Source organism: Streptomyces sp. NPDC030143 (genome assembly GCF_055573695.1).
The window spans coordinates 468,255-486,792 of record NZ_JBVIAY010000001.1 but is presented as its reverse complement, the minus strand read 5'-3'; the positions used below and the strand labels follow the sequence as shown (position 1 = coordinate 486,792).

Below are 18,538 nucleotides of genomic sequence, written 5' to 3'. Positions count from 1 at the left end.
CCCTCGCCGATGGACCAGGGTGTAGGGGCGGGCGCTCCCATGTGCCCGGCACGCGCTTCTGCCGCTCACAGAAGAGAGACCCTGAACCCATGTCCTGGCTGTCGAGATTCAGCCTCGCCCAACGGGCCCTCATAGGCCTGGTGTCCATCGTCGCGCTCGTGTTCGGCGCGATCGCGATCCCCCAGCTCAAACAGCAGCTCCTGCCCACCATCGAGCTGCCGGTGGTCTCCGTGCTCGCGCCGTACCAGGGGGCCTCCCCGGACGTCGTCGAGAAGCAGGTGGTCGAGCCGATCGAGAACAACCTCGAAGGCGTCGACGGCATCACCGGCGTCACCTCCACGGCCAGTGAGGGCAACGCCGTCATCCTGGCCTCCTTCGACTACGGCATCGACACCAAGCGGCTCGTCGCCGACGTCCAGCAGGCCGTCAACCGGGCCCGCGTCCAGCTCCCGGACTCCGTGGAGCCGCAGGTGGTCGCCGGCTCCACCGACGACATGCCGACCGTGGTCCTCGCCGTCACCTCCGACAAGGACCAGCAGGCCCTCGCCGACCAGATCGACACGACCGTCGTGCCGGCGCTCCGCGACATCGACGGCGTCGGCCAGGTCACCGTCGACGGCGTGCGCGACCTGCGGATCACCGTCACCCCGGACGACGCGAAACTCGCGCGGTCCGGGCTGACCGGGCAGACCCTCGCCCAGGCCCTCCAGGCCGGCGGCGCGACCGTCCCGGCCGGCTCCTTCGACGAGGGCGGCTCCAACCGCACGGTCCAGGTCGGCGGCGGCTTCACGTCCCTGCGGCAGATCCAGGACCTGATGATCCCGGGCCGGGCGGGCGGGAAGCCGGTCCGGCTCGGTGACGTGGCGGCCGTGCGGCAGGAGGAGGCCCCGGCCGACTCGATCACCCGCACCGACGGCCGGCCCAGCCTCGCCGTGATGGTCACCATGGACCACGACGGCAGCGCGGTCGCCATCTCCGGCGCCGTCGAGGACAAGCTGCCCGGGCTGCGCACGGCCCTCGGCTCCGGCGCCTCGATCACGGTCGTCAGCGACCAGGGCCCGGCGGTCTCCAAGGCCATCGAGGGCCTGACGACGGAGGGCGCGCTCGGTCTGCTCTTCGCGGTCCTGGTCATCCTGGTGTTCCTGGCGTCGATCCGCTCCACGCTCGTCACGGCGGTGTCGATCCCGCTGTCCGTCGTCCTCGCCCTGATCGTGCTGTGGACGCGCGACCTGTCGCTGAACATGCTGACGCTGGGCGCGCTGACCATCGCCATCGGCCGGGTCGTCGACGACTCGATCGTCGTCCTGGAGAACATCAAGCGCCACCTCGGCTACGGCGAGGAGCGGCAGACGGCGATCCTCACCGCCGTGCGCGAGGTGGCCGGCGCGGTCACCTCCTCCACCCTCACCACGGTCGCCGTGTTCCTGCCGGTCGGCCTGGTCGGCGGCATGGTGGGCGCCCTGTTCGGCTCGTTCAGCCTCACCGTGACGGCGGCCCTGCTGGCCTCCCTCCTCGTCTCGCTGACGGTGGTGCCGGTCCTGTCGTACTGGTTCCTGCGCGCTCCCAAGGGCACCCCGCAGGACGCCGAGGAGGCCCGCCGCAAGGCCGAGGAGAAGGAGGCCCGGAGCCGTCTTCAGCGCGTGTACGTGCCCGTCCTGCGCTTCGCGACCCGCCGCCGGATGACCAGCGTGGCGATCGCGGTCGTCGTCCTGATCGGCACGTTCGGCATGGCGCCGCTGCTGAAGACGAACTTCTTCGACCAGGGCGAGCAGCAGGTCCTGACGGTCAGGCAGGAGCTGAAGCCGGGCACCGGCCTCGCGGCCACCGACGCCCAGGCGAAGAGGGTCGAGCGGCTGCTCGCCGACACCGAGGGCGTGAAGGACTACCAGGTCACCGTCGGCTCCTCCGGGTTCATGGCGGCCTTCGGCGGCGGCACCGACACCAACCAGGCCACCTACCAGGTGATGCTGGAGGACTCCGCGTCGTACGAGGACGTCCAGGAGCGCGTCGAGGCGGGGCTGGAGAAGCTCGACGGCATCGGCTCGACCACTGTCGCGGCCGGTGACGGCTTCGGCAGCCAGGACCTGAGCGTCGTCGTCAGAGCGGCCGACGCGGGCGTGCTGCGCACGGCGGCCGAACAGGTCCGCCGGGCCGTGGCCGGTCTGGACGACGTCACCGACGTCACCAGCGACCTGTCGCAGAGCGTGCCGCGCATCTCGGTCGAGGCGAACGCCAGGGCCGCGGCGGCCGGGTTCGACGAGCAGACGCTGGGCGCGGCGGTCGCGCAGGCCGTGCGCGGGACGCCGGCCGCGAAGGCGATCCTCGACGACACCGAGCGCGACGTCGTGATCACCTCGGCGAAGCCGGTCCGCACGCTCGCGGAGCTGAAGGCCCTGCCGCTCGGCCCGGTGAAGCTCGGCGACGTCGCGACCGTGCGACTGGTGGACGGACCGGTGTCGATGACCCGCATCGACGGCCGGCGCGCGGCCACCGTCACGGCACGGCCGACCGGCGACAACACCGGCGCGGTGAGCGCGGACCTGACCGCGAAACTCGACGCGCTGAAGCTCCCGGCGGGTGCGACGGCCGAGATCGGCGGTGTCTCGCAGGACCAGGACGACGCGTTCAAGAACCTCGGCCTGGCGATGCTCGCGGCGATCGCGATCGTCTTCATGCTGCTGGTGACGACCTTCCGTTCGCTCGCCCAGCCGCTGATCCTGCTGGTGTCCATCCCGTTCGCCGCGACGGGCGCGATCGGTCTGCTGGTGGCCACGGGCACGCCGATGGGCGTCCCCGCGATGATCGGCATGCTGATGCTGATCGGCATCGTGGTGACGAACGCGATCGTCCTGATCGACCTCGTCAACCAGTACCGCCAGCAGGGTTACGGCGTCGTCGAGGCCGTGGTCGAAGGCGGCCGCCACCGGCTGCGGCCCATCCTGATGACGGCCCTGGCGACCATCTTCGCCCTGCTGCCGATGGCGCTGGGCGTCACCGGCGAGGGCGGCTTCATCGCCCAGCCGCTGGCCGTGGTCGTCATCGGCGGTCTGATCAGCTCGACCCTGCTCACCCTGCTGCTCGTCCCGACCCTCTACGCGATGCTCGAACTGCGCAAGGAGCGGCGGGCGAAGAAGCGGGCGGCGAAGCGGCAGCCCGAGCCGGAGCAGGTGTCGGAGCCGGCCGGCGTGTAGCGGTCACCCCACGGGTGGCACCCCGCCGGTGCCACCCCACGGGTGTCACACCCCACCGATGTCCACTTCCCCGCGGGCTTTCCATATCCTGTGATCTCGAACTGCTCTGCGGGGAGGGGGATCGGGGCGGTGCCGCTGCACAAGGACGACCCGCGGTCGCTGGGCGGGTACCGGATCGTCGACCGGCTCGGCGCGGGCGGCATGGGCGTCGTCTACCGGGCCAGGTCGAGATCCGGCCGCGAGGTCGCCGTCAAGGTCGTGCACGCCCAGTACGCCGAGGACGCCGTCTTCCGCACCCGCTTCCGTCAGGAGGTCGAGGCGGTCCGCAAGGTGAGCGGCGCCTTCACGGCGCCGGTCGTGGACGCCGACCCCGATGCCGTACGGCCGTGGATGGCCACCCAGTACGTGCCCGCCCCCTCGCTCGCCGCCCGGATCCGTGCCGAAGGGCCCCTGCGGGGCGCGCAGTTGCGGCGCCTCGCCCTCGGACTGGTCGAGGCGCTGCGGGAGATCCACCGGGCCGGCGTCGTCCACCGCGACCTCAAGCCCGGCAACGTGCTGATGGCCGACGACGGCCCCCGGGTCATCGACTTCGGCATCTCGCGCGCGGCGGAGAACCAGACGCTGACCGAGACCGGCCACATGATCGGCACCCCGCCGTTCATGTCGCCGGAACAGCTCACGGACGCCCGCTCGGTCGGCCCCGCCTCCGACGTCTTCGCCCTGGGCGCGCTGCTGGTGTTCGCCGCGACCGGACGGGGCCCGTTCGACGCGGACAGCCCCTATCTGACGGCGTACCGGGTGATCAACGAGGAACCGGCGCTGGACGCGGTGGCGCAGCCGCTGCGCGGCATCCTGGCGCGTTGCCTGACCAAGGAGGCCGCCGACCGGCCCGCGCTCGACGAGCTCGCCACGGAGTTCGCCGACGCCCTGCCCGAACCGGCGCCGGACGACGCGCACACGGTGACCCTGCGGCTGCCCGGCCCGGACGCCACCCGCACCCCCACCTCCGCGGACCCGTCACCCACACCGGCCCCCCGCCGCACCCGGCTGCGTGGGCTTCCGGTGCTGGTCGGCGCGGCCGGCGTGCTGGCCGTCGCCCTCGCGGTCTACCTGGTCCTCGGCCCGCTCCCGGGCGGCGGGAGCACACAGGAGGGCCGCTCGGCGTCCCCCTCTGCGGAGCAGACCGCCCGCTGGGGCGCGCTGCCCGCCGGCTGGCAACCCTGGCGGACGACGGTGAACGAACCGGCCGCGCGCGGTCAGAAGCCGCTCGGCGAGAACGCCGGCGCGACACCCGCGTGCGAGATGAGCGACGGCGCCCTGTACTGCGCGGGCGACGCCGTCCTGCCCGTGCGGGTGGACGCGCTGACCGGCGCCACGCTCTGGCGCGCCGCCGCCGTGTCGGCGGACGCGGTCGCCGCGGACCCGCAGTCGTACTCGGCCCACATCCTCGGCGTCCGCGACGGCACGGTGCTCGTGCGCCAGTCCATCTCCAGCGGCTCGGGCGACAACGACTCGACCACCCTCGTCGCCCTCGACACCGAGACGGGCGCCCTGCGCTGGTCCCGTACGGTCGACGACGGGAACATCGCCCTGGACATCGCCGGGGGCCTGGTCATGACCCCCGACGGCGGCACCTCGGTCACCGCCCGCTCCCCGCGCGACGGCGCGAAGCGCTGGACGGCGACCCTGCCGGGCAACCACTTCTGCGCGTTCCACGACATCGGTGGCCGCCCCTACGCCGAATGCTCCCCCAACGACGAGGGCGGCGCCTCCCGGATGCTCGCCCTCGACCCGGCCGACGGCTCGGCCGAGCGTCTGCCGTCCCTGCCGACGACCGCCCTGTACATCGGCAGGCTCGACGACCGGCTGCTCTTCGGGGAGTGGCGCGAGGACGACTCGGGGGTGGACACGCGGTACACGGGCATCGTGTACGTCGACCCCGTCACCGGAGCCCGTGAGACGAGGAAGCTCCAGCGGGAGTTCCGCGGGTCGGCGGCGGTGGTGCGGGGACTGCTCTGCTTCGTCAGCTCCAGCGGCCACGTGACCGCCGTGTCGCCCGACACGGGCAGACAGCTGTGGCAGACCCCCACGACCCTGGAACAGCCGGGCGAGCCGCTCGCCGACCCGGGGGGCCACACCCTGTACGTGGCCAGCGCCAGCGGACGGGTGGCGGCACTGGACGCCGGCACCGGCACCCTGCTGTGGGAGTCCTACCCGCGCGCCGAACACGTGATGGGCAGCGGGGGCTCCTGGCCCGAGGTGTTCGTGCACGGGGGCGCGCTGGTGGTGGTGACCCCGGACGGCACGGTCTTCACCCTCGACCCGGCCCGACCGGACCGCAAGTCGGTGTCGGTGCCGGGGTGATCGCCCACCCCGGCACCCGACCGCTGCCCTACGGCAGCGCCAGCATCCGCTCCAGCGCCAGCTTGGCGAACGCCTCGGTCTCCCGGTCGACCTCGATCCGGTTGACCAGCTTGCCCTCGGCGAGGGACTCCAGCGCCCAGACCAGGTGGGGGAGGTCGATCCGGTTCATGGTGGAGCAGAAGCAGACCGTCCTGTCGAGGAAGACGATCTCCTTGCCCTCCGGGGCGAAACGGTTCGCCAGCCGGCGCACCAGGTTCAGCTCGGTGCCGATGGCCCACTTCGAGCCGGCCGGGGCGGCCTCCAGGGCCTTGATGATGTACTCGGTCGAGCCGACGTGGTCCGCCGCGGCCACGACCTCGTGCCGGCACTCCGGGTGGACCAGCACGTTCACGCCGGGGATCCGGGCGCGCACGTCCTCGACCGACTCCAGGCTGAAGCGGCCGTGGACCGAGCAGTGGCCGCGCCACAGGATCATCTTCGCCTCGCGCAGCTGCTCGGCGGTCAGCCCGCCGTTCGGCTTGTGCGGGTTGTAGACGACGCAGTCCTCCAGGGACATGCCCATGTCCCGCACGGCGGTGTTGCGGCCGAGGTGCTGGTCGGGCAGGAAGAGCACCTTCTCGCCCTGCTGGAAGGCCCACTCCAGCGCCCGCTGCGCGTTCGACGAGGTGCAGATGGTGCCACCGTGCCTGCCGGTGAACGCCTTGATGTCCGCGGAGGAGTTCATGTACGAGACGGGGACGACCCGGTCGGCCACGCCGGCCTCGGTCAGCACGTCCCAGCACTCGGCGACCTGCTCGGCCGTCGCCATGTCGGCCATCGAGCAGCCGGCGGCGAGGTCGGGCAGGACGACCTTCTGGGCGTCGGAGGTCAGGATGTCCGCGGACTCCGCCATGAAGTGCACACCGCAGAACACGATGTACTCGGCCTCCGGGCGGGCGGCCGCGTCGCGGGCCAGCTTGAAGGAGTCACCCGTGACGTCGGCGAACTGGATGACCTCGTCGCGCTGGTAGTGGTGACCGAGGACGAAGACCTTGTCCCCGAGCTTGTCCTTGGCCGCGCGGGCCCGCTCCACCAGGTCCGGGTCGGACGGGGAGGGCAGGTCGCCGGGGCACTCGACACCCCGCTCGCTCTTCGGGTCGGCCTCGCGGCCGAGCAGCAACAGGGCGAGCGGAGTCGGCTGTACGTCGAGCTCCGTGGTCTGGGCGGTGGTCACGACCCGCACCCTTTCTACTTTTCGTCGAACTGACGTTATCTATCATAACCCGCTTCATGTCACTTTGACGATGGTCATTGCGTCGATGTGACGTGAATCCCCCGGAGGAGCCGACGGCGCACGGACGGCCGCTGTTCGCTCCCGCGACGGTGTGCGAGCATGAAAGGCAGGAAGAGGAAAGAAGTGGAAACACGGGTCCTCGGCCCGGAATGAATCCGCGGCCCCGCCGGTTGCAACCGTCGGCAAGCAGTCTCCGTACACACCGGGAGAGATGTAGATGTCCGTATCGGACGAGACCACCACCGTCACCGACGGCATCATCCTGACCGACGCCGCCGCGTCCAAGGTCAAGACCCTGCTCGACCAGGAAGGCCGTGACGACCTCGCCCTGCGCGTGGCGGTCCAGCCCGGCGGCTGCTCCGGCCTGCGCTACCAGCTCTTCTTCGACGAGCGTTCCCTCGACGGCGACGTCGAGAAGGACTTCGGCGGTGTGAAGGTCGTCACCGACCGGATGAGCGCCCCGTACCTGGGCGGTGCCACGATCGACTTCGTGGACACCATCGAGAAGCAGGGCTTCACCATCGACAACCCCAACGCGACGGGCTCCTGCGCCTGCGGCGACTCCTTCAGCTGAGCCGTCCCGACGTCGACGAAGGCGGCGACCCCCCTCGGGGGGCCGCCGCCTTCGTCGTCCGTACGGGGCTCAGGTCACCGCGGCAGCCGCGCCCCCGGCTTCTCCAGCGGGATCTCCCTGCCGTCCGAGCCGACCACCGTCCGGCCGCCGAGCGGCTCGTCCAGCCGCACGGTCCGCTCGTACACCTTCGCGATCATGATGCAGATCCGGTCCGGCCACGGCGTCGAGGTCACGGTCACCTTCACCTCGTCCTCGCTCTCCACGGCCTTCGCCTTGTAGTCGGCGCACACCCCGCCGGTGAAGCTCACGGTCAGCTCGCCGCCCTCGGCCGTGTAGCCGTCGACCTTCACGTCCTCGGGCCGGACCGTCGAGGTCGGCGCGTCGGACGGGCCGGACGGGCTGGGCGCCGCGGGGGCGCGCAGATAGTCGGGCTCGACGGCCGGATGCGTCACCGTGTATGTGTCCTTCGCCCCCGGCGCCCGCACCTCGAACAGCCAGGACGGCACGAGCACCTGCCGGCCCTCCGAGGCGTGCGGGGCGAGCCCGAACACAGCGTCCTCGACCGTCAGGGCCTGCTTCTTCGGAACGGCCGTCGACGCCCCGCACGGGCTCTCCAGCCGGTCCTTCGACGGCACCGCACTCGCACAGCCGTCGATCCCCATCCGGTGACCGCCGGTGCCCGGCGCCGCGTTCATCCGCTCCAGCGTCTCCGCCGCGCTCAGCACCGGATACGTCTCGCCCTTCGCCGGTGCCTCCAGCGGGCCGTTCCCGGCGACGACCTCGCCCTGCGCGCCGACGCTGAGGCCGGTCGTCCAGCCGTGCGTGGGCAGACCGCCCACCGCCGGGTCGGCGTTCACGACCCGCTGGGCGCCCACGACCTGGCTCGCGTCGATCTTCGCGTCGTCCTGGCCGAGCGCCTTCAGCACCGGCGCGACGGCCTGCCGGGCGACCGCCTCGTCCACCGGGTCGGTGACCCGGCTCGAGGGGCTCTGCGTGCACACGGCGACGCTCTCGCAGGCGTCGGTGCCGGCCGCGTACCGGGTGAACGTCCACATGCCCGGGGCCTGCCGGTCCACCCGCAGCACCGGGCCGGAGCCGTCCGTCCCCGCGCCGACCCGCCACGCGTCCCCGTCCGCCACCGGCGTCCCGCCGACCCCGAGCGCGCGCGCCAGCCGGGCGACCTCCTCCTGGCTGACCGCGCCCTTCGCCCAGTACACGGGCGCCGCGTCGGGGCCGTCGGGGAGCGTGCCGTCGGCCCGGTAGGTGACGCCGTAGGGGTTCGGCTCGCCGGGGGCGATGCCGTTGGTCCCGCCCTCGGACGGGCTCGTGGCCGCGGTGTGGTCGTCCAGCACGAGCGGCGGGGGAGTGCCGTCCCCCGCGGGCGCCCCGGAGTCCGCCCCACGCCCCGAGCCGCCGGTCGCGTCGGCGGCGAGGTAGGCCCCGCCCCCGCCGACGAGCAGGACGGCCGCGGCGACGGAGGCGACGAGCACGGCGGAGCGGCGCCGGGGGACGGCCGGGGAGTCGTCGTCGGACGGACCACCCCCGGCGGGACCGGCGGCCAGGGGGTCCCCGGAGGTGTGGTCCTCCTCGGCCCGCTCCTCGGCGGTGCCGTCGCCGCCGGCGGTCTCCCGGGCGGCCGGAACCCTCTCCTCGACCGCGTCACCCCCGGAGGAGACGTTCTCCTGTGAGGAGGCGGCCTTCCCCTCGGGGCGGGCCGCCTCCTCCAGGGACGGCTCGTCCTCGGGGCGTCCCGTCTCCTCCGGAGAGGGCTTCTCCTCCAGGGAGGGCCTGTCCTCCGGGCGGGCCCTCTCCTCCGGCTCGGCGCGGTTCTCCGTCCCGACCTCCCGGTCCTCCGGCCCGCGCGCGGTGTCGTCGTTGTCGGGTCGCTCGGTGTTCACCGCATCGCTCCTTCGGCTGCCCTGCTGTCGTACTCCACATCCCCTCGACGGGGGACAGCGATGGGACGCGGCGGGGGAGCGCACGGTTCCCCACCGGGCGCCCCGTCGAAGGAGGCCGACCGCGGCGGCGGTCCGGAGGATGCCGACCGCGGCGAGGTCAGGAAGGCGCGAACCGGAGTGCGGTCCGGAGCGCGTGCCGGGCGCCGTGGGTGCTGTGCGGGACTTTCGAAACTAGTTGCCGTACTCGGGCATCGCCTCCAGCAGCCGGGCCGAGGTCGCCGGGACGGTCACGCCGTGGATCAGGGACGGCGGCACCGGACGGGCGGCGTCCCGCTCCGGGGCGGCCCAGTGCGGGGCCATCCGGGCGCAGTCCCCCCGCAGCGACGCCAGATCGCCTTCGAGGTCGGCCGGGGCGGGGGAGTGGACCTTGAGGTTCGTCATAGCGGCACCGTAGGCATGGTCGACCCTGCGAAGAAAGATCTACTATCGGGTAGTTTCGCCTGCTTCAGCGGCACCGGCCGACCCGGTAGCGTGAACTGTCAACCCACCCTCCCACAGGAGAGTCCACGCCGTGCGCATCGCAGTCACCGGCTCCATCGCAACCGACCACCTCATGACCTTCCCCGGTCGCTTCGCCGACCAGCTCGTAGCGGACCAGTTGCACACGGTCTCGCTGTCGTTCCTGGTCGACACCCTGGACGTCCGCCGGGGCGGCGTCGGCGCGAACATCGCCTTCGGGATGGGACAGCTCGGCACCCGGCCGGTCCTGGTGGGTGCCGCGGGCGCCGACTTCGACGACTACCGGGCCTGGCTGGACCGTCACGGCGTCGACACCGACTCGGTGCGCATCTCCGAGACGCTGCACACCGCCCGCTTCGTGTGCACCACGGACGCCGACCACAACCAGATCGGCTCCTTCTACACCGGCGCGATGAGCGAGGCCCGCCTCATCGAACTGAAGACCGTCGCCGACCGCGTCGGCAGCCTCGACCTGGTCCTGATCGGCGCCGACGACCCGGAGGCGATGCTCCGCCACACCGAGGAGTGCCGCTCGCGCGACATCCCCTTCGCCGCCGACTTCTCCCAGCAGATCGCCCGGATGGCGGGCGAGGAGATCCGCATCCTGCTGGACGGCGCGACCTACCTCTTCTCCAACGAGTACGAGAAGGGCCTCATCGAGTCCAAGACCGGCTGGAGCGACGCGGAGATCCTCGACCGGGTCGGCCACCGCGTCACCACCCTCGGCTCGCGCGGCGTGCGCATCGAGCGCGCCGGCGAGGACCCGATCGAGGTCGGCTGCCCCGACGAGGAGCGCAAGGCCGACCCCACCGGCGTCGGCGACGCCTTCCGCGCCGGCTTCCTGTCCGGCCTGGTCTGGGGCGTCTCCCTGGAGCGCGCCGCGCAGATCGGCTGCATGCTCGCCACCCTCGTCATCGAGACGGTCGGCACCCAGGAGTACCAGCTGCGCCGCGGCCACTTCATGGACCGCTTCACCAAGGCCTACGGCGACGACGCCGCCGGCGAGGTCAAGAAGCACCTCGGCTAGGGCGTGTGCCGACAGGAGCGCCGTCCGCCCGGAGGGTGGGGCCCGCGCCGTCCGGTGCGGTGCACCGCGAGGCGGAGGGTCGTCCGCGTACTCGGTGTACGCGGACGACCCGACGACGCGGCGAGGCGCCGTGCAGTCCTCGCGGGCCGGGCGTGACCTTCGGAACGCGCCCCGGGCCGGTCGGAGCCCCGTCAGGAGACCCGGCGGACCAGGTACACCGCACCCCGGTCCGCCGGTTCCTCGCCCAGGTACTCCTGCCCCCGCATCTCGCACCACGCGGGGATGTCCAGCCGCGCCGCCTCGTCGTCGGCCAGGACACGGACCGTCCCGCCGACGGGCACGTCCCCGATGACCTTCGCCAGCTCGATGACCGGGATCGGACAGCGCCTGCCGAGGGCGTCCACGACGACCACCTCGTCCCCCGCCGCCGCCGTCGGCGCGGACACGGGCGCCCCCAGCTGCTCCCGCACCCGCGCCACCGCCTGCGGCACCACCGCGAGGAACCGCTCCACGTCCGCCTCGGCGGCCCCCGGCGGCAGCGAGACCCGCACGTTCCCCTCGCTCAGCACACCCATCGCGCGCAGCACATGACTGGGGGTCAGCGTGCTGCTCGTGCACGACGACCCGGACGAGACCGAGAAGCCCTCCCGGTCCAGCGCGTGCAGCAGTGTCTCCCCGTCGACGTAGAGACACGAGAAGGTGACGATCCCCGGCAGCCGCCGCTCCGCGTCCCCGACCACCTCCACGTCCGGAACGAGCGACGCCACCCGCGCCCGGATCCGCTCCGTCAGCTCCCGCAGCCGTACCGCCTCGGCCGAGGCTTCCGCCCGCACCGCCCGCAGCGAGGCCGCCGCCGCCACGATCGCCGGCAGGTTCTCGAACCCGGCCGCCCACCCCGACTCCCGGTCGTCCCCCGGCCCCCGGGGCGCGAACCGCACCCCCTTGCGCACCGCGAGCAGCCCCACCCCCGAGGGCCCTCCCCACTTGTGCGCGCTCGCCGCCAGCAGCGACCAGGGCCCCTCCACCGGCCCCCAGCCGAGCGACTGCGCCGCGTCCACCAGCAGCGGCACCCCCGCCTCCCGGCACACCTCGGCCACCGCCGCCACCGGCTGTTCGGTGCCCACCTCGTGGTTGGCGGACTGCAGACACGCCAGCGCGGTGTCCGGCCGCAGGGCCTCCCGGTACGCCTCGACCGTCACCGCGCCCGTCCGCAGCACCGGCACCCGCGCCACCGTGCCGCTCTCCGCCTCGAACGCCTCGGCCGAATGGAGGACCGAGGAGTGTTCGACGGACGACACGATCAGGTGACTCCCGACCCGCCGCCGGCCCGCCAGCGCCCCCGCGACGCCGCTGTGCACGGCCCGCGTCCCCGACGGCGTGAACACCAGCTCGTCGGCCCGGCACCCCACGGCCTCCGCAGCGGCCTCCCGCGCGGCGTCGAGCAGCATCCGCGCCCGACGCCCCTCCCGGTACAGGCGCGAGGGATCCGCCCACCCCTCGTCGAGGGAAGCCAACAGCGCCTGCCGGGCGACGGGATGGAGAGGAACGGCGGAAGCGGCATCGAAGTAGGACACACCGCAACGGTAGAACGTGGGGGAGCCGTGAAGGGGTGCGGGGAGCCGTGCGAGCGAGCCCCTCACGTCCGCGGTCGCGAACGCACCGCTGTCGCCCCCCTCATGAGGGGCAAACCCGGCACGCTCCCACCCCTTCGGGGTGACCCGCGGCGCGTATGCCACCCTCCCCGCGAACCCCCGAAGGGCGTCGGCTAGGGTTTGGTCCGCATAAACATCCAAACCCCTGCCCGACGCAGGGCGGCGACCGACCAGCGAGAAGGCCGCAGCCGAGCGCGCGGGCGAGACTCTCGGGAAGGCGCTACGTGAGTCCCAACGGCTCCGACCGCTCGCCGCGGCGCCCGATGCGGCGGAAGCTGCTGCAGGCACTGACCGCGGGCCTGGTCCTGGCGACCGCCACCGGTTGCACATACAAGGACTTCCCCCGCCTTGGCATGCCCACCCCGACCACGGAAGAGGCTCCGCGGATCCTCTCCCTGTGGCAGGGCTCCTGGGCTGCCGCGCTGGCCACCGGCGTGCTGGTGTGGGGCCTGATCCTGTGGAGTGCTTTCTTCCACCGGCGCAGCCGCACGAAGGTCGAAGTTCCTCCGCAGACCCGGTACAACATGCCGATCGAGGCGCTGTACACGGTCGTTCCGATCATCATCGTCTCGGTGCTGTTCTACTTCACGGCCCGCGACGAGTCGAAGCTGCTCAGCCTCGAGAAGAAGCCCGACGTCACGGTCAACGTGGTCGGCTTCCAGTGGAGCTGGTGCTTCAACTACATCGAGAACGTCGACGGCTCCAGCGGCGACGCGAAGACCGACGCGAACCTGGACGCGATCCCGGACCGGTACAAGAAGGACTTCCCGGCCGGTGCGGGCGGCGTGTACACCTGCGGTGTCCCCGGTGAGCGGAACCCGCAGACCAACAACCCCGGCCCGACCCTCTGGCTCCCCGAGGGCAAGACGGTCCGCTTCGTCCTCACCTCGCGTGACGTCATCCACTCCTTCTGGGTGGTGCCGTTCCTGATGAAGCAGGACGTGATCCCGGGCCACACCAACGCCTTCCAGGTGACCCCCAACAAGGAGGGCACCTTCCTGGGCAAGTGCGCCGAGCTCTGCGGCGTCGACCACTCCCGCATGCTGTTCAACGTGAAGGTCGTCTCCCCCGAGCGCTACGAGCAGCACCTCAAGGACCTCGCCAAGAAGGGGCAGACCGGTTACGTTCCCGCGGGCATCGAGCAGACGAGCCACGAGAAGAACCGGGAGACGAACAACCTGTGAGCATCCTCAACGAACCCCAGGGTGCCGCGGCAGCAGGGTCCCACTACGAGGACGAGCTGCCGGTCCGGCGCCGGCGCGGCGGCGAAGTCGTCGTCAAGTGGCTGACCACCACTGACCACAAGACGATCGGCACGCTCTACCTCGTCACGTCCTTCGCGTTCTTCGTCATCGGCGGCGTGATGGCGCTGTTCATGCGTGCCGAGCTGGCCCGTCCGGGCCTGCAGATCATGTCGAACGAGCAGTTCAACCAGGCGTTCACGATGCACGGCACGATCATGCTGCTGATGTTCGCGACCCCGCTGTTCGCCGGTTTCGCGAACTGGATCATGCCGCTGCAGATCGGCGCGCCCGACGTGGCGTTCCCGCGGCTGAACATGTTCGCCTACTGGCTGTACCTGTTCGGCTCGCTCATCGCCGTCGCCGGCTTCCTCACCCCGCAGGGTGCGGCCGACTTCGGCTGGTTCGCCTACGCCCCGCTGTCGGACGCGGTCCGCAGCCCGGGCATCGGCGCCGACATGTGGATCATGGGTCTGGCCTTCTCCGGCTTCGGCACGATCCTCGGCTCGGTCAACTTCATCACCACGATCATCTGCATGCGCGCACCGGGCATGACCATGTTCCGCATGCCGATCTTCGTGTGGAACGTCCTGCTGACGGCCGTCCTGGTCCTGCTGGCCTTCCCGGTCCTCGCGGCCGCGCTGTTCGCCCTGGAGGCGGACCGCAAGTTCGGCGCCCACGTCTTCGACGCGGCCAACGGCGGCGCGTTGCTGTGGCAACACCTCTTCTGGTTCTTCGGCCACCCGGAGGTGTACATCATCGCCCTGCCGTTCTTCGGCATCATCAGTGAGATCATCCCGGTCTTCTCCCGCAAGCCGATGTTCGGCTACATGGGCCTGATCGCCGCGACGATCGCCATCGCGGGTCTGTCCGTGACCGTGTGGGCGCACCACATGTACGTCACCGGCGGTGTGCTGCTGCCGTTCTTCTCCTTCATGACGTTCCTCATCGCGGTGCCGACCGGTGTGAAGTTCTTCAACTGGATCGGCACGATGTGGAAGGGCTCGCTGTCCTTCGAGACGCCGATGCTCTGGGCCACCGGCTTCCTGATCACCTTCACCTTCGGTGGTCTGACCGGTGTCATCCTGGCCTCGCCCCCGATGGACTTCCACGTGTCGGACTCGTACTTCGTGGTGGCGCACTTCCACTACGTGGTGTTCGGCACCGTCGTCTACGCGATGTTCGCCGGCTTCCACTTCTGGTGGCCGAAGATGACCGGCAAGCTGCTCGACGAGCGCCTGGGCAAGATCACCTTCTGGACGCTGTTCATCGGCTTCCACGGCACGTTCCTCGTCCAGCACTGGCTGGGTGCCGAGGGCATGCCGCGCCGTTACGCGGACTACCTCGCCGCCGACGGCTTCACCGCCCTGAACACGATCTCGACGATCTCCTCGTTCGTGCTCGGCCTGTCGATCCTGCCGTTCTTCTACAACGTGTGGAAGACGGCCAAGTACGGCAAGCCGGTCGGCGTCGACGACCCGTGGGGCTACGGCCGCTCCCTGGAGTGGGCGACCTCCTGCCCGCCGCCGCGGCACAACTTCCTCACCCTGCCGCGGATCCGCAGCGAATCCCCGGCCTTCGACCTGCACCACCCTGAGATCGCCGCCCTGGAGCACCTGGAGCACGCCGGTCACGGCGCCAGCGCCCTCTCGGGCAGCAAGGAGGCCGGCAAGTGAAGATCCAGGGCAAGATGTTCATCTGGCTGAGCGTCTTCGTCCTCGCCATGGCGGTCGTCTATGGCGTGTGGTCGAAGGAGCCGGCCGGCACCACGGCCCTCTTCCTGGCCTTCGGCCTGTGCATCATGGTCGGCTTCTACCTGGGCTTCACCGCCCGGCGGGTCGACACCGGCGCCCAGGACAACAAGGAGGCGGACGTCGCGGACGACGCCGGCGAGCTGGGCTTCTTCAGCCCGCACAGCTGGCAGCCGCTGTCCCTGGCCATCGGCGGCGCCCTCGCCTTCCTGGGGGTCGCGGTCGGCTGGTGGCTGCTGTACTTCTCCGCCCCGCTGATCCTCATCGGCGTCTGGGGCTGGGTCTTCGAGTACTACCGCGGTGAGAACCGCACCCAGTAACACGCGCCCGACGCGGCAGAGCCCGGACACTCCGTCAGGAGGGTCCGGGCTCACCCTTTTGCCGCACGGAACGTCCTCCATCCGTGTCACCCGGCGCGCCGCCCCCGGCACGGCTTCCTAGCGTGAACCCCATGAGCCACGCTGAGTCATTCCGCCCGCGCCCCGCCGTGGTCGTCGGCTGCACCCTGCTGGTGACCGCCTTGGCCGCGGGCGCAACCGCCTGCGGCTCGGACGGCAGCCCCCTCGCCTCACGGCCGTACGACGCGACCGACCAGATCTCCTTCAACGGCCCCACCGGCGAGGGCCACAAGGCCGACCCGGACAAGCCGCTGGAGATCACCGCCGAGGACTCCGACGGCCGGATCACCGACGTGACCGCCGTGGACGCCGCAGGCCGCTACGTGGCCGGCGAACTCTCCGCCGACGGCAGGCGCTGGCACAGCACCGAGCCGCTGGCCGCCGACGCCCGCTACACGGTCCGCGTGAGCACCGAGGACGAGGACGGCGCCCCCGGCCGCCGTGTGCTGACCTTCGACACGGGCAAGCCCACCGGCAAGAAGCGCCTGACGGTGGCGTTCGGCCCCAAGGCGGGCACCTACGGCGTCGGACAGCCCCTCACCGCGGAACTCAGCCAGCCGATCAGGGAACCCGCCCAGCGGGCCGTCGTCGAACGCGCCCTGAAGGTCGACGTGAAGCCCCACGCCCCGGGTGCCTGGCGCTGGGTGGACGACAAGAAGCTCCACTACCGCCCGAAGGACTACTGGCCCGCCCACGCCGAGATCCGCGTCCACAGCGCACTGGACGGAATAAAGATCGGCGACCGGCTGTGGGGCGGCAGGAGCAAGGACCTCCAGCTCACCACCGGCGACCGCGTCATCGCCGTCACGGACGCCTCCACGCACACGCTGGCCTTCTACAAGAACGGCGAGGAGATCAAACGCATACCCGTCACCACCGGCAAGCCCGGCTTCGAGACCCGCAACGGCGTCAAGGTCGTCCTGGGCAAGGAGTACTTCGTACGCATGCGCGGCACCAGCATCGGCATAGCCGAGGGCTCCGCGGACTCCTACGACCTGCCCGTCTACTACGCCACCCGGGTGACATGGAGCGGCGAGTACGTGCACGCCGCCCCCTGGTCCGTCGGCTCCCAGGGCTTCGCCAACGTCAGCCACGGCTGCACCGGCATGAGCACCGCGAACGCGCAGTGGTTCTTCGAGAACGTCCGCGAGGGCGACGTCGTCCAGGTCGTCAACAGCTACGGCCACACGATGGAGAGCTTCGGCAACGGCTTCGGCGACTGGAACCTCGACTGGACGAAGTGGCGCGAGGGCAGCGCCCTGTCCGGCGGCGCGCAGAAGGCAGCCGAAGAGAACACGTCGAGACTGCGACCGGCGAGCGTGTAGGCGCCCGGCAGGAGGCGCAGGAGGCGCAGGAGGCGCAGGAGGCGCAGGAGGCGCAGGGGGTCGCGCGGCGGGCCGGGCGAGCCCGCGGGGCCGCCGACGGAGCCCCCCACTCCCCGTCAGGCGCTCACGGCCGCCCTGCCGCGCAGCAGGGACGCCAGCGCCCCCGCGAACTCCACCGGCTCCACCGGCAGCGTCACCGCCGCGTCGGCCCGGCTCCAGGTCGCCAGCCACGCGTCCTGCGGCCGCCCGATCAGCAGCAGCACCGGCGGGCAGCGGAACACCTCGTCCTTGATCTGCCGGCACAACCCCATGCCCCCCATGGGCACGGCCTCGCCGTCGAGGACGACGACGTCGATCCCGCCCTTGTCCAGTTCCGAGACGACGGCGGCCTGGGTCGCGCACTCCACGATCCTCACCACCGGGACGTCCGCGGCGGGCCTGCGCCCGGTCGCGAGCCGCACCTGCTCTCGGGTGGTGGAGTCGTCGCTGTAGACCAGCACCGTGGCGGTCGGCTGCATTGTTCCTCCGATGACGTCAGCGTCGTACGGACAGGCCCGTGGGGCGGATGTTACTCCGCCGGGCATCCGGTCAACACCTGTTGGAACAGGGCTTCGATGGGCCATACGGGCACTGCACACGGTGTGGACACTCCGAACGGCACCCCCCGGAGTGAGGGCGGGATAAGCGACCGACATAATGTCGGTCGTGGCGACAGCAACGACAGTAGAAACCGGGCACGCGCACCCGTCGGTCAATCGGCCGAACCTCACCAGCGTCGGAACCATCATCTGGCTGAGTTCCGAGCTGATGTTCTTCGCGGCCCTCTTCGCGATGTACTTCACCCTGCGATCGGTGACGGGACCCGAGTTCTGGAGTGAGAAGGCCGAGGCCTTGAACTTCCCGTTCTCGGCGACGAACACCACGATCCTGGTGCTCTCCTCCCTCACCTGCCAGCTCGGCGTGTTCGCCGCCGAGCGCGGGGACGTGAAGAAGCTCCGGGGCTGGTTCATCGTCACCTTCGTGATGGGTGCGATCTTCATCGGCGGTCAGGTGTACGAGTACACCGAGCTGGTCAAGCACGAGGGCCTCTCGCTCTCCTCCGACCCCTACGGCTCGGTCTTCTACCTGACCACCGGTTTCCACGGCCTGCACGTGACGGGCGGCCTCATCGCCTTCCTGCTGGTCCTGGGGCGCACCTACGCGGCCAGGAGGTTCACCCACGAGCAGGCGACCGCCGCGATCGTCGTGTCCTACTACTGGCACTTCGTCGATGTCGTCTGGATCGGCCTCTTCGCCACGATCTACATGATCAAGTAGCCGGGCCC

Annotated in this window: 14 protein-coding genes; 9 read left to right on the top strand and 5 right to left on the bottom strand. The window is 71.3% G+C overall.

The annotated features are described in order from the left end of the window. Positions 1-89 precede the first annotated feature (89 nt). Together ACZ4YY_RS02140 and ACZ4YY_RS02135 are read left to right on the top strand one after the other, a co-directional pair. Entirely contained in the window at positions 90-3,191 is a 3,102-nt protein-coding gene (locus tag ACZ4YY_RS02140; protein WP_468282617.1) for an efflux RND transporter permease subunit, read from the top strand. Positions 3,192-3,320: 129 nt separating this feature from the next. Beyond that, on the top strand, positions 3,321-5,555 hold the full coding sequence (locus tag ACZ4YY_RS02135; protein ID WP_468282614.1) for a serine/threonine-protein kinase: 2,235 nt from the start codon (positions 3,321-3,323) through the stop codon (positions 5,553-5,555). A 28-nt stretch (positions 5,556-5,583) separates the two neighbouring features. Here ACZ4YY_RS02135 and nadA read toward each other — a convergent pair whose 3' ends face one another. Beyond that, complete coding sequence (nadA, locus tag ACZ4YY_RS02130; RefSeq protein ID WP_468282611.1) at positions 5,584-6,768, bottom strand: quinolinate synthase NadA; 1,185 nt, start codon at positions 6,766-6,768, stop codon at positions 5,584-5,586. 277 nt (positions 6,769-7,045) lie between these two features. On the opposite strand from nadA, the gene ACZ4YY_RS02125 reads away from it, so the two are divergent. Then, positions 7,046-7,402, top strand: coding sequence for a HesB/IscA family protein (locus ACZ4YY_RS02125; protein ID WP_404028008.1), 357 nt, complete (start codon positions 7,046-7,048; stop codon positions 7,400-7,402). A gap of 74 nt (positions 7,403-7,476) precedes the next feature. Here ACZ4YY_RS02125 and ACZ4YY_RS02120 read toward each other — a convergent pair whose 3' ends face one another. Next, a complete protein-coding gene (locus tag ACZ4YY_RS02120; RefSeq protein ID WP_468282608.1) occupies positions 7,477-9,300 on the bottom strand; it encodes a hypothetical protein in 1,824 nt (607 codons plus the stop codon). 231 nt (positions 9,301-9,531) lie between these two features. Beyond that, on the bottom strand, positions 9,532-9,741 hold the full coding sequence (locus ACZ4YY_RS02115) for a hypothetical protein (protein ID WP_468282605.1): 210 nt from the start codon (positions 9,739-9,741) through the stop codon (positions 9,532-9,534). A 130-nt stretch (positions 9,742-9,871) separates the two neighbouring features. Here ACZ4YY_RS02115 and ACZ4YY_RS02110 point away from each other — a divergent pair, with 130 nt between their 5' ends. Beyond that, entirely contained in the window at positions 9,872-10,846 is a 975-nt protein-coding gene (locus tag ACZ4YY_RS02110; protein WP_468282602.1) for a carbohydrate kinase family protein, read from the top strand. Positions 10,847-11,037: 191 nt separating this feature from the next. Here the strand turns inward: ACZ4YY_RS02110 and ACZ4YY_RS02105 are convergent, their stop codons facing one another. Next, positions 11,038-12,420, bottom strand: coding sequence for an aminotransferase class V-fold PLP-dependent enzyme (locus ACZ4YY_RS02105; RefSeq protein WP_468282599.1), 1,383 nt, complete (start codon positions 12,418-12,420; stop codon positions 11,038-11,040). A gap of 302 nt (positions 12,421-12,722) precedes the next feature. Between ACZ4YY_RS02105 and ctaC the strand changes: the two genes are divergently transcribed. The 4 genes from ctaC (at position 12,723) to ACZ4YY_RS02085 (ending at position 17,213) form a co-directional block, all read left to right on the top strand. Then, a complete protein-coding gene (ctaC, locus tag ACZ4YY_RS02100; RefSeq protein ID WP_468282596.1) occupies positions 12,723-13,682 on the top strand; it encodes an aa3-type cytochrome oxidase subunit II in 960 nt (319 codons plus the stop codon). After that, the gene (ctaD, locus tag ACZ4YY_RS02095; protein ID WP_468282593.1) at positions 13,679-15,415 is read left to right on the top strand and encodes an aa3-type cytochrome oxidase subunit I; all 1,737 of its coding nucleotides are present in this window, start codon (positions 13,679-13,681) and stop codon (positions 15,413-15,415) included. The genes ctaC and ctaD overlap by 4 nt, the downstream gene beginning before the upstream one ends. After that, positions 15,412-15,810: a cytochrome c oxidase subunit 4 gene (locus tag ACZ4YY_RS02090; protein WP_468282590.1), complete on the top strand. Its 399-nt coding sequence runs from the start codon at positions 15,412-15,414 to the stop codon at positions 15,808-15,810. The genes ctaD and ACZ4YY_RS02090 overlap by 4 nt, the downstream gene beginning before the upstream one ends. Positions 15,811-15,941: 131 nt before the next feature. After that, the gene (locus tag ACZ4YY_RS02085; protein WP_468282587.1) at positions 15,942-17,213 is read left to right on the top strand and encodes a L,D-transpeptidase; all 1,272 of its coding nucleotides are present in this window, start codon (positions 15,942-15,944) and stop codon (positions 17,211-17,213) included. A gap of 116 nt (positions 17,214-17,329) precedes the next feature. On the opposite strand, the gene ACZ4YY_RS02080 is transcribed toward ACZ4YY_RS02085, so the two are convergent. Then, positions 17,330-17,731: a response regulator gene (locus ACZ4YY_RS02080; RefSeq protein WP_468282584.1), complete on the bottom strand. Its 402-nt coding sequence runs from the start codon at positions 17,729-17,731 to the stop codon at positions 17,330-17,332. Between the two features lie 178 nt (positions 17,732-17,909). On the opposite strand from ACZ4YY_RS02080, the gene ctaE reads away from it, so the two are divergent. Continuing rightward, the gene (gene ctaE / locus ACZ4YY_RS02075; RefSeq protein WP_468282581.1) at positions 17,910-18,530 is read left to right on the top strand and encodes an aa3-type cytochrome oxidase subunit III; all 621 of its coding nucleotides are present in this window, start codon (positions 17,910-17,912) and stop codon (positions 18,528-18,530) included. The last annotated feature ends 8 nt before the right edge of the window (positions 18,531-18,538 follow it).

Coding starts and splice junctions, on each gene's coding strand:
- ctaE (WP_468282581.1), top strand. CDS start 17,910: ATGTCGGTCGTGGCGACAGCAACGACAGTAGAAACCGGGCACGCGCAC.
- ACZ4YY_RS02115 (WP_468282605.1), bottom strand. CDS start 9,741: ATGACGAACCTCAAGGTCCACTCCCCCGCCCCGGCCGACCTCGAAGGC.
- ACZ4YY_RS02140 (WP_468282617.1), top strand. CDS start 90: ATGTCCTGGCTGTCGAGATTCAGCCTCGCCCAACGGGCCCTCATAGGC.
- ACZ4YY_RS02085 (WP_468282587.1), top strand. CDS start 15,942: ATGAGCCACGCTGAGTCATTCCGCCCGCGCCCCGCCGTGGTCGTCGGC.
- ACZ4YY_RS02080 (WP_468282584.1), bottom strand. CDS start 17,731: ATGCAGCCGACCGCCACGGTGCTGGTCTACAGCGACGACTCCACCACC.
- ACZ4YY_RS02125 (WP_404028008.1), top strand. CDS start 7,046: ATGTCCGTATCGGACGAGACCACCACCGTCACCGACGGCATCATCCTG.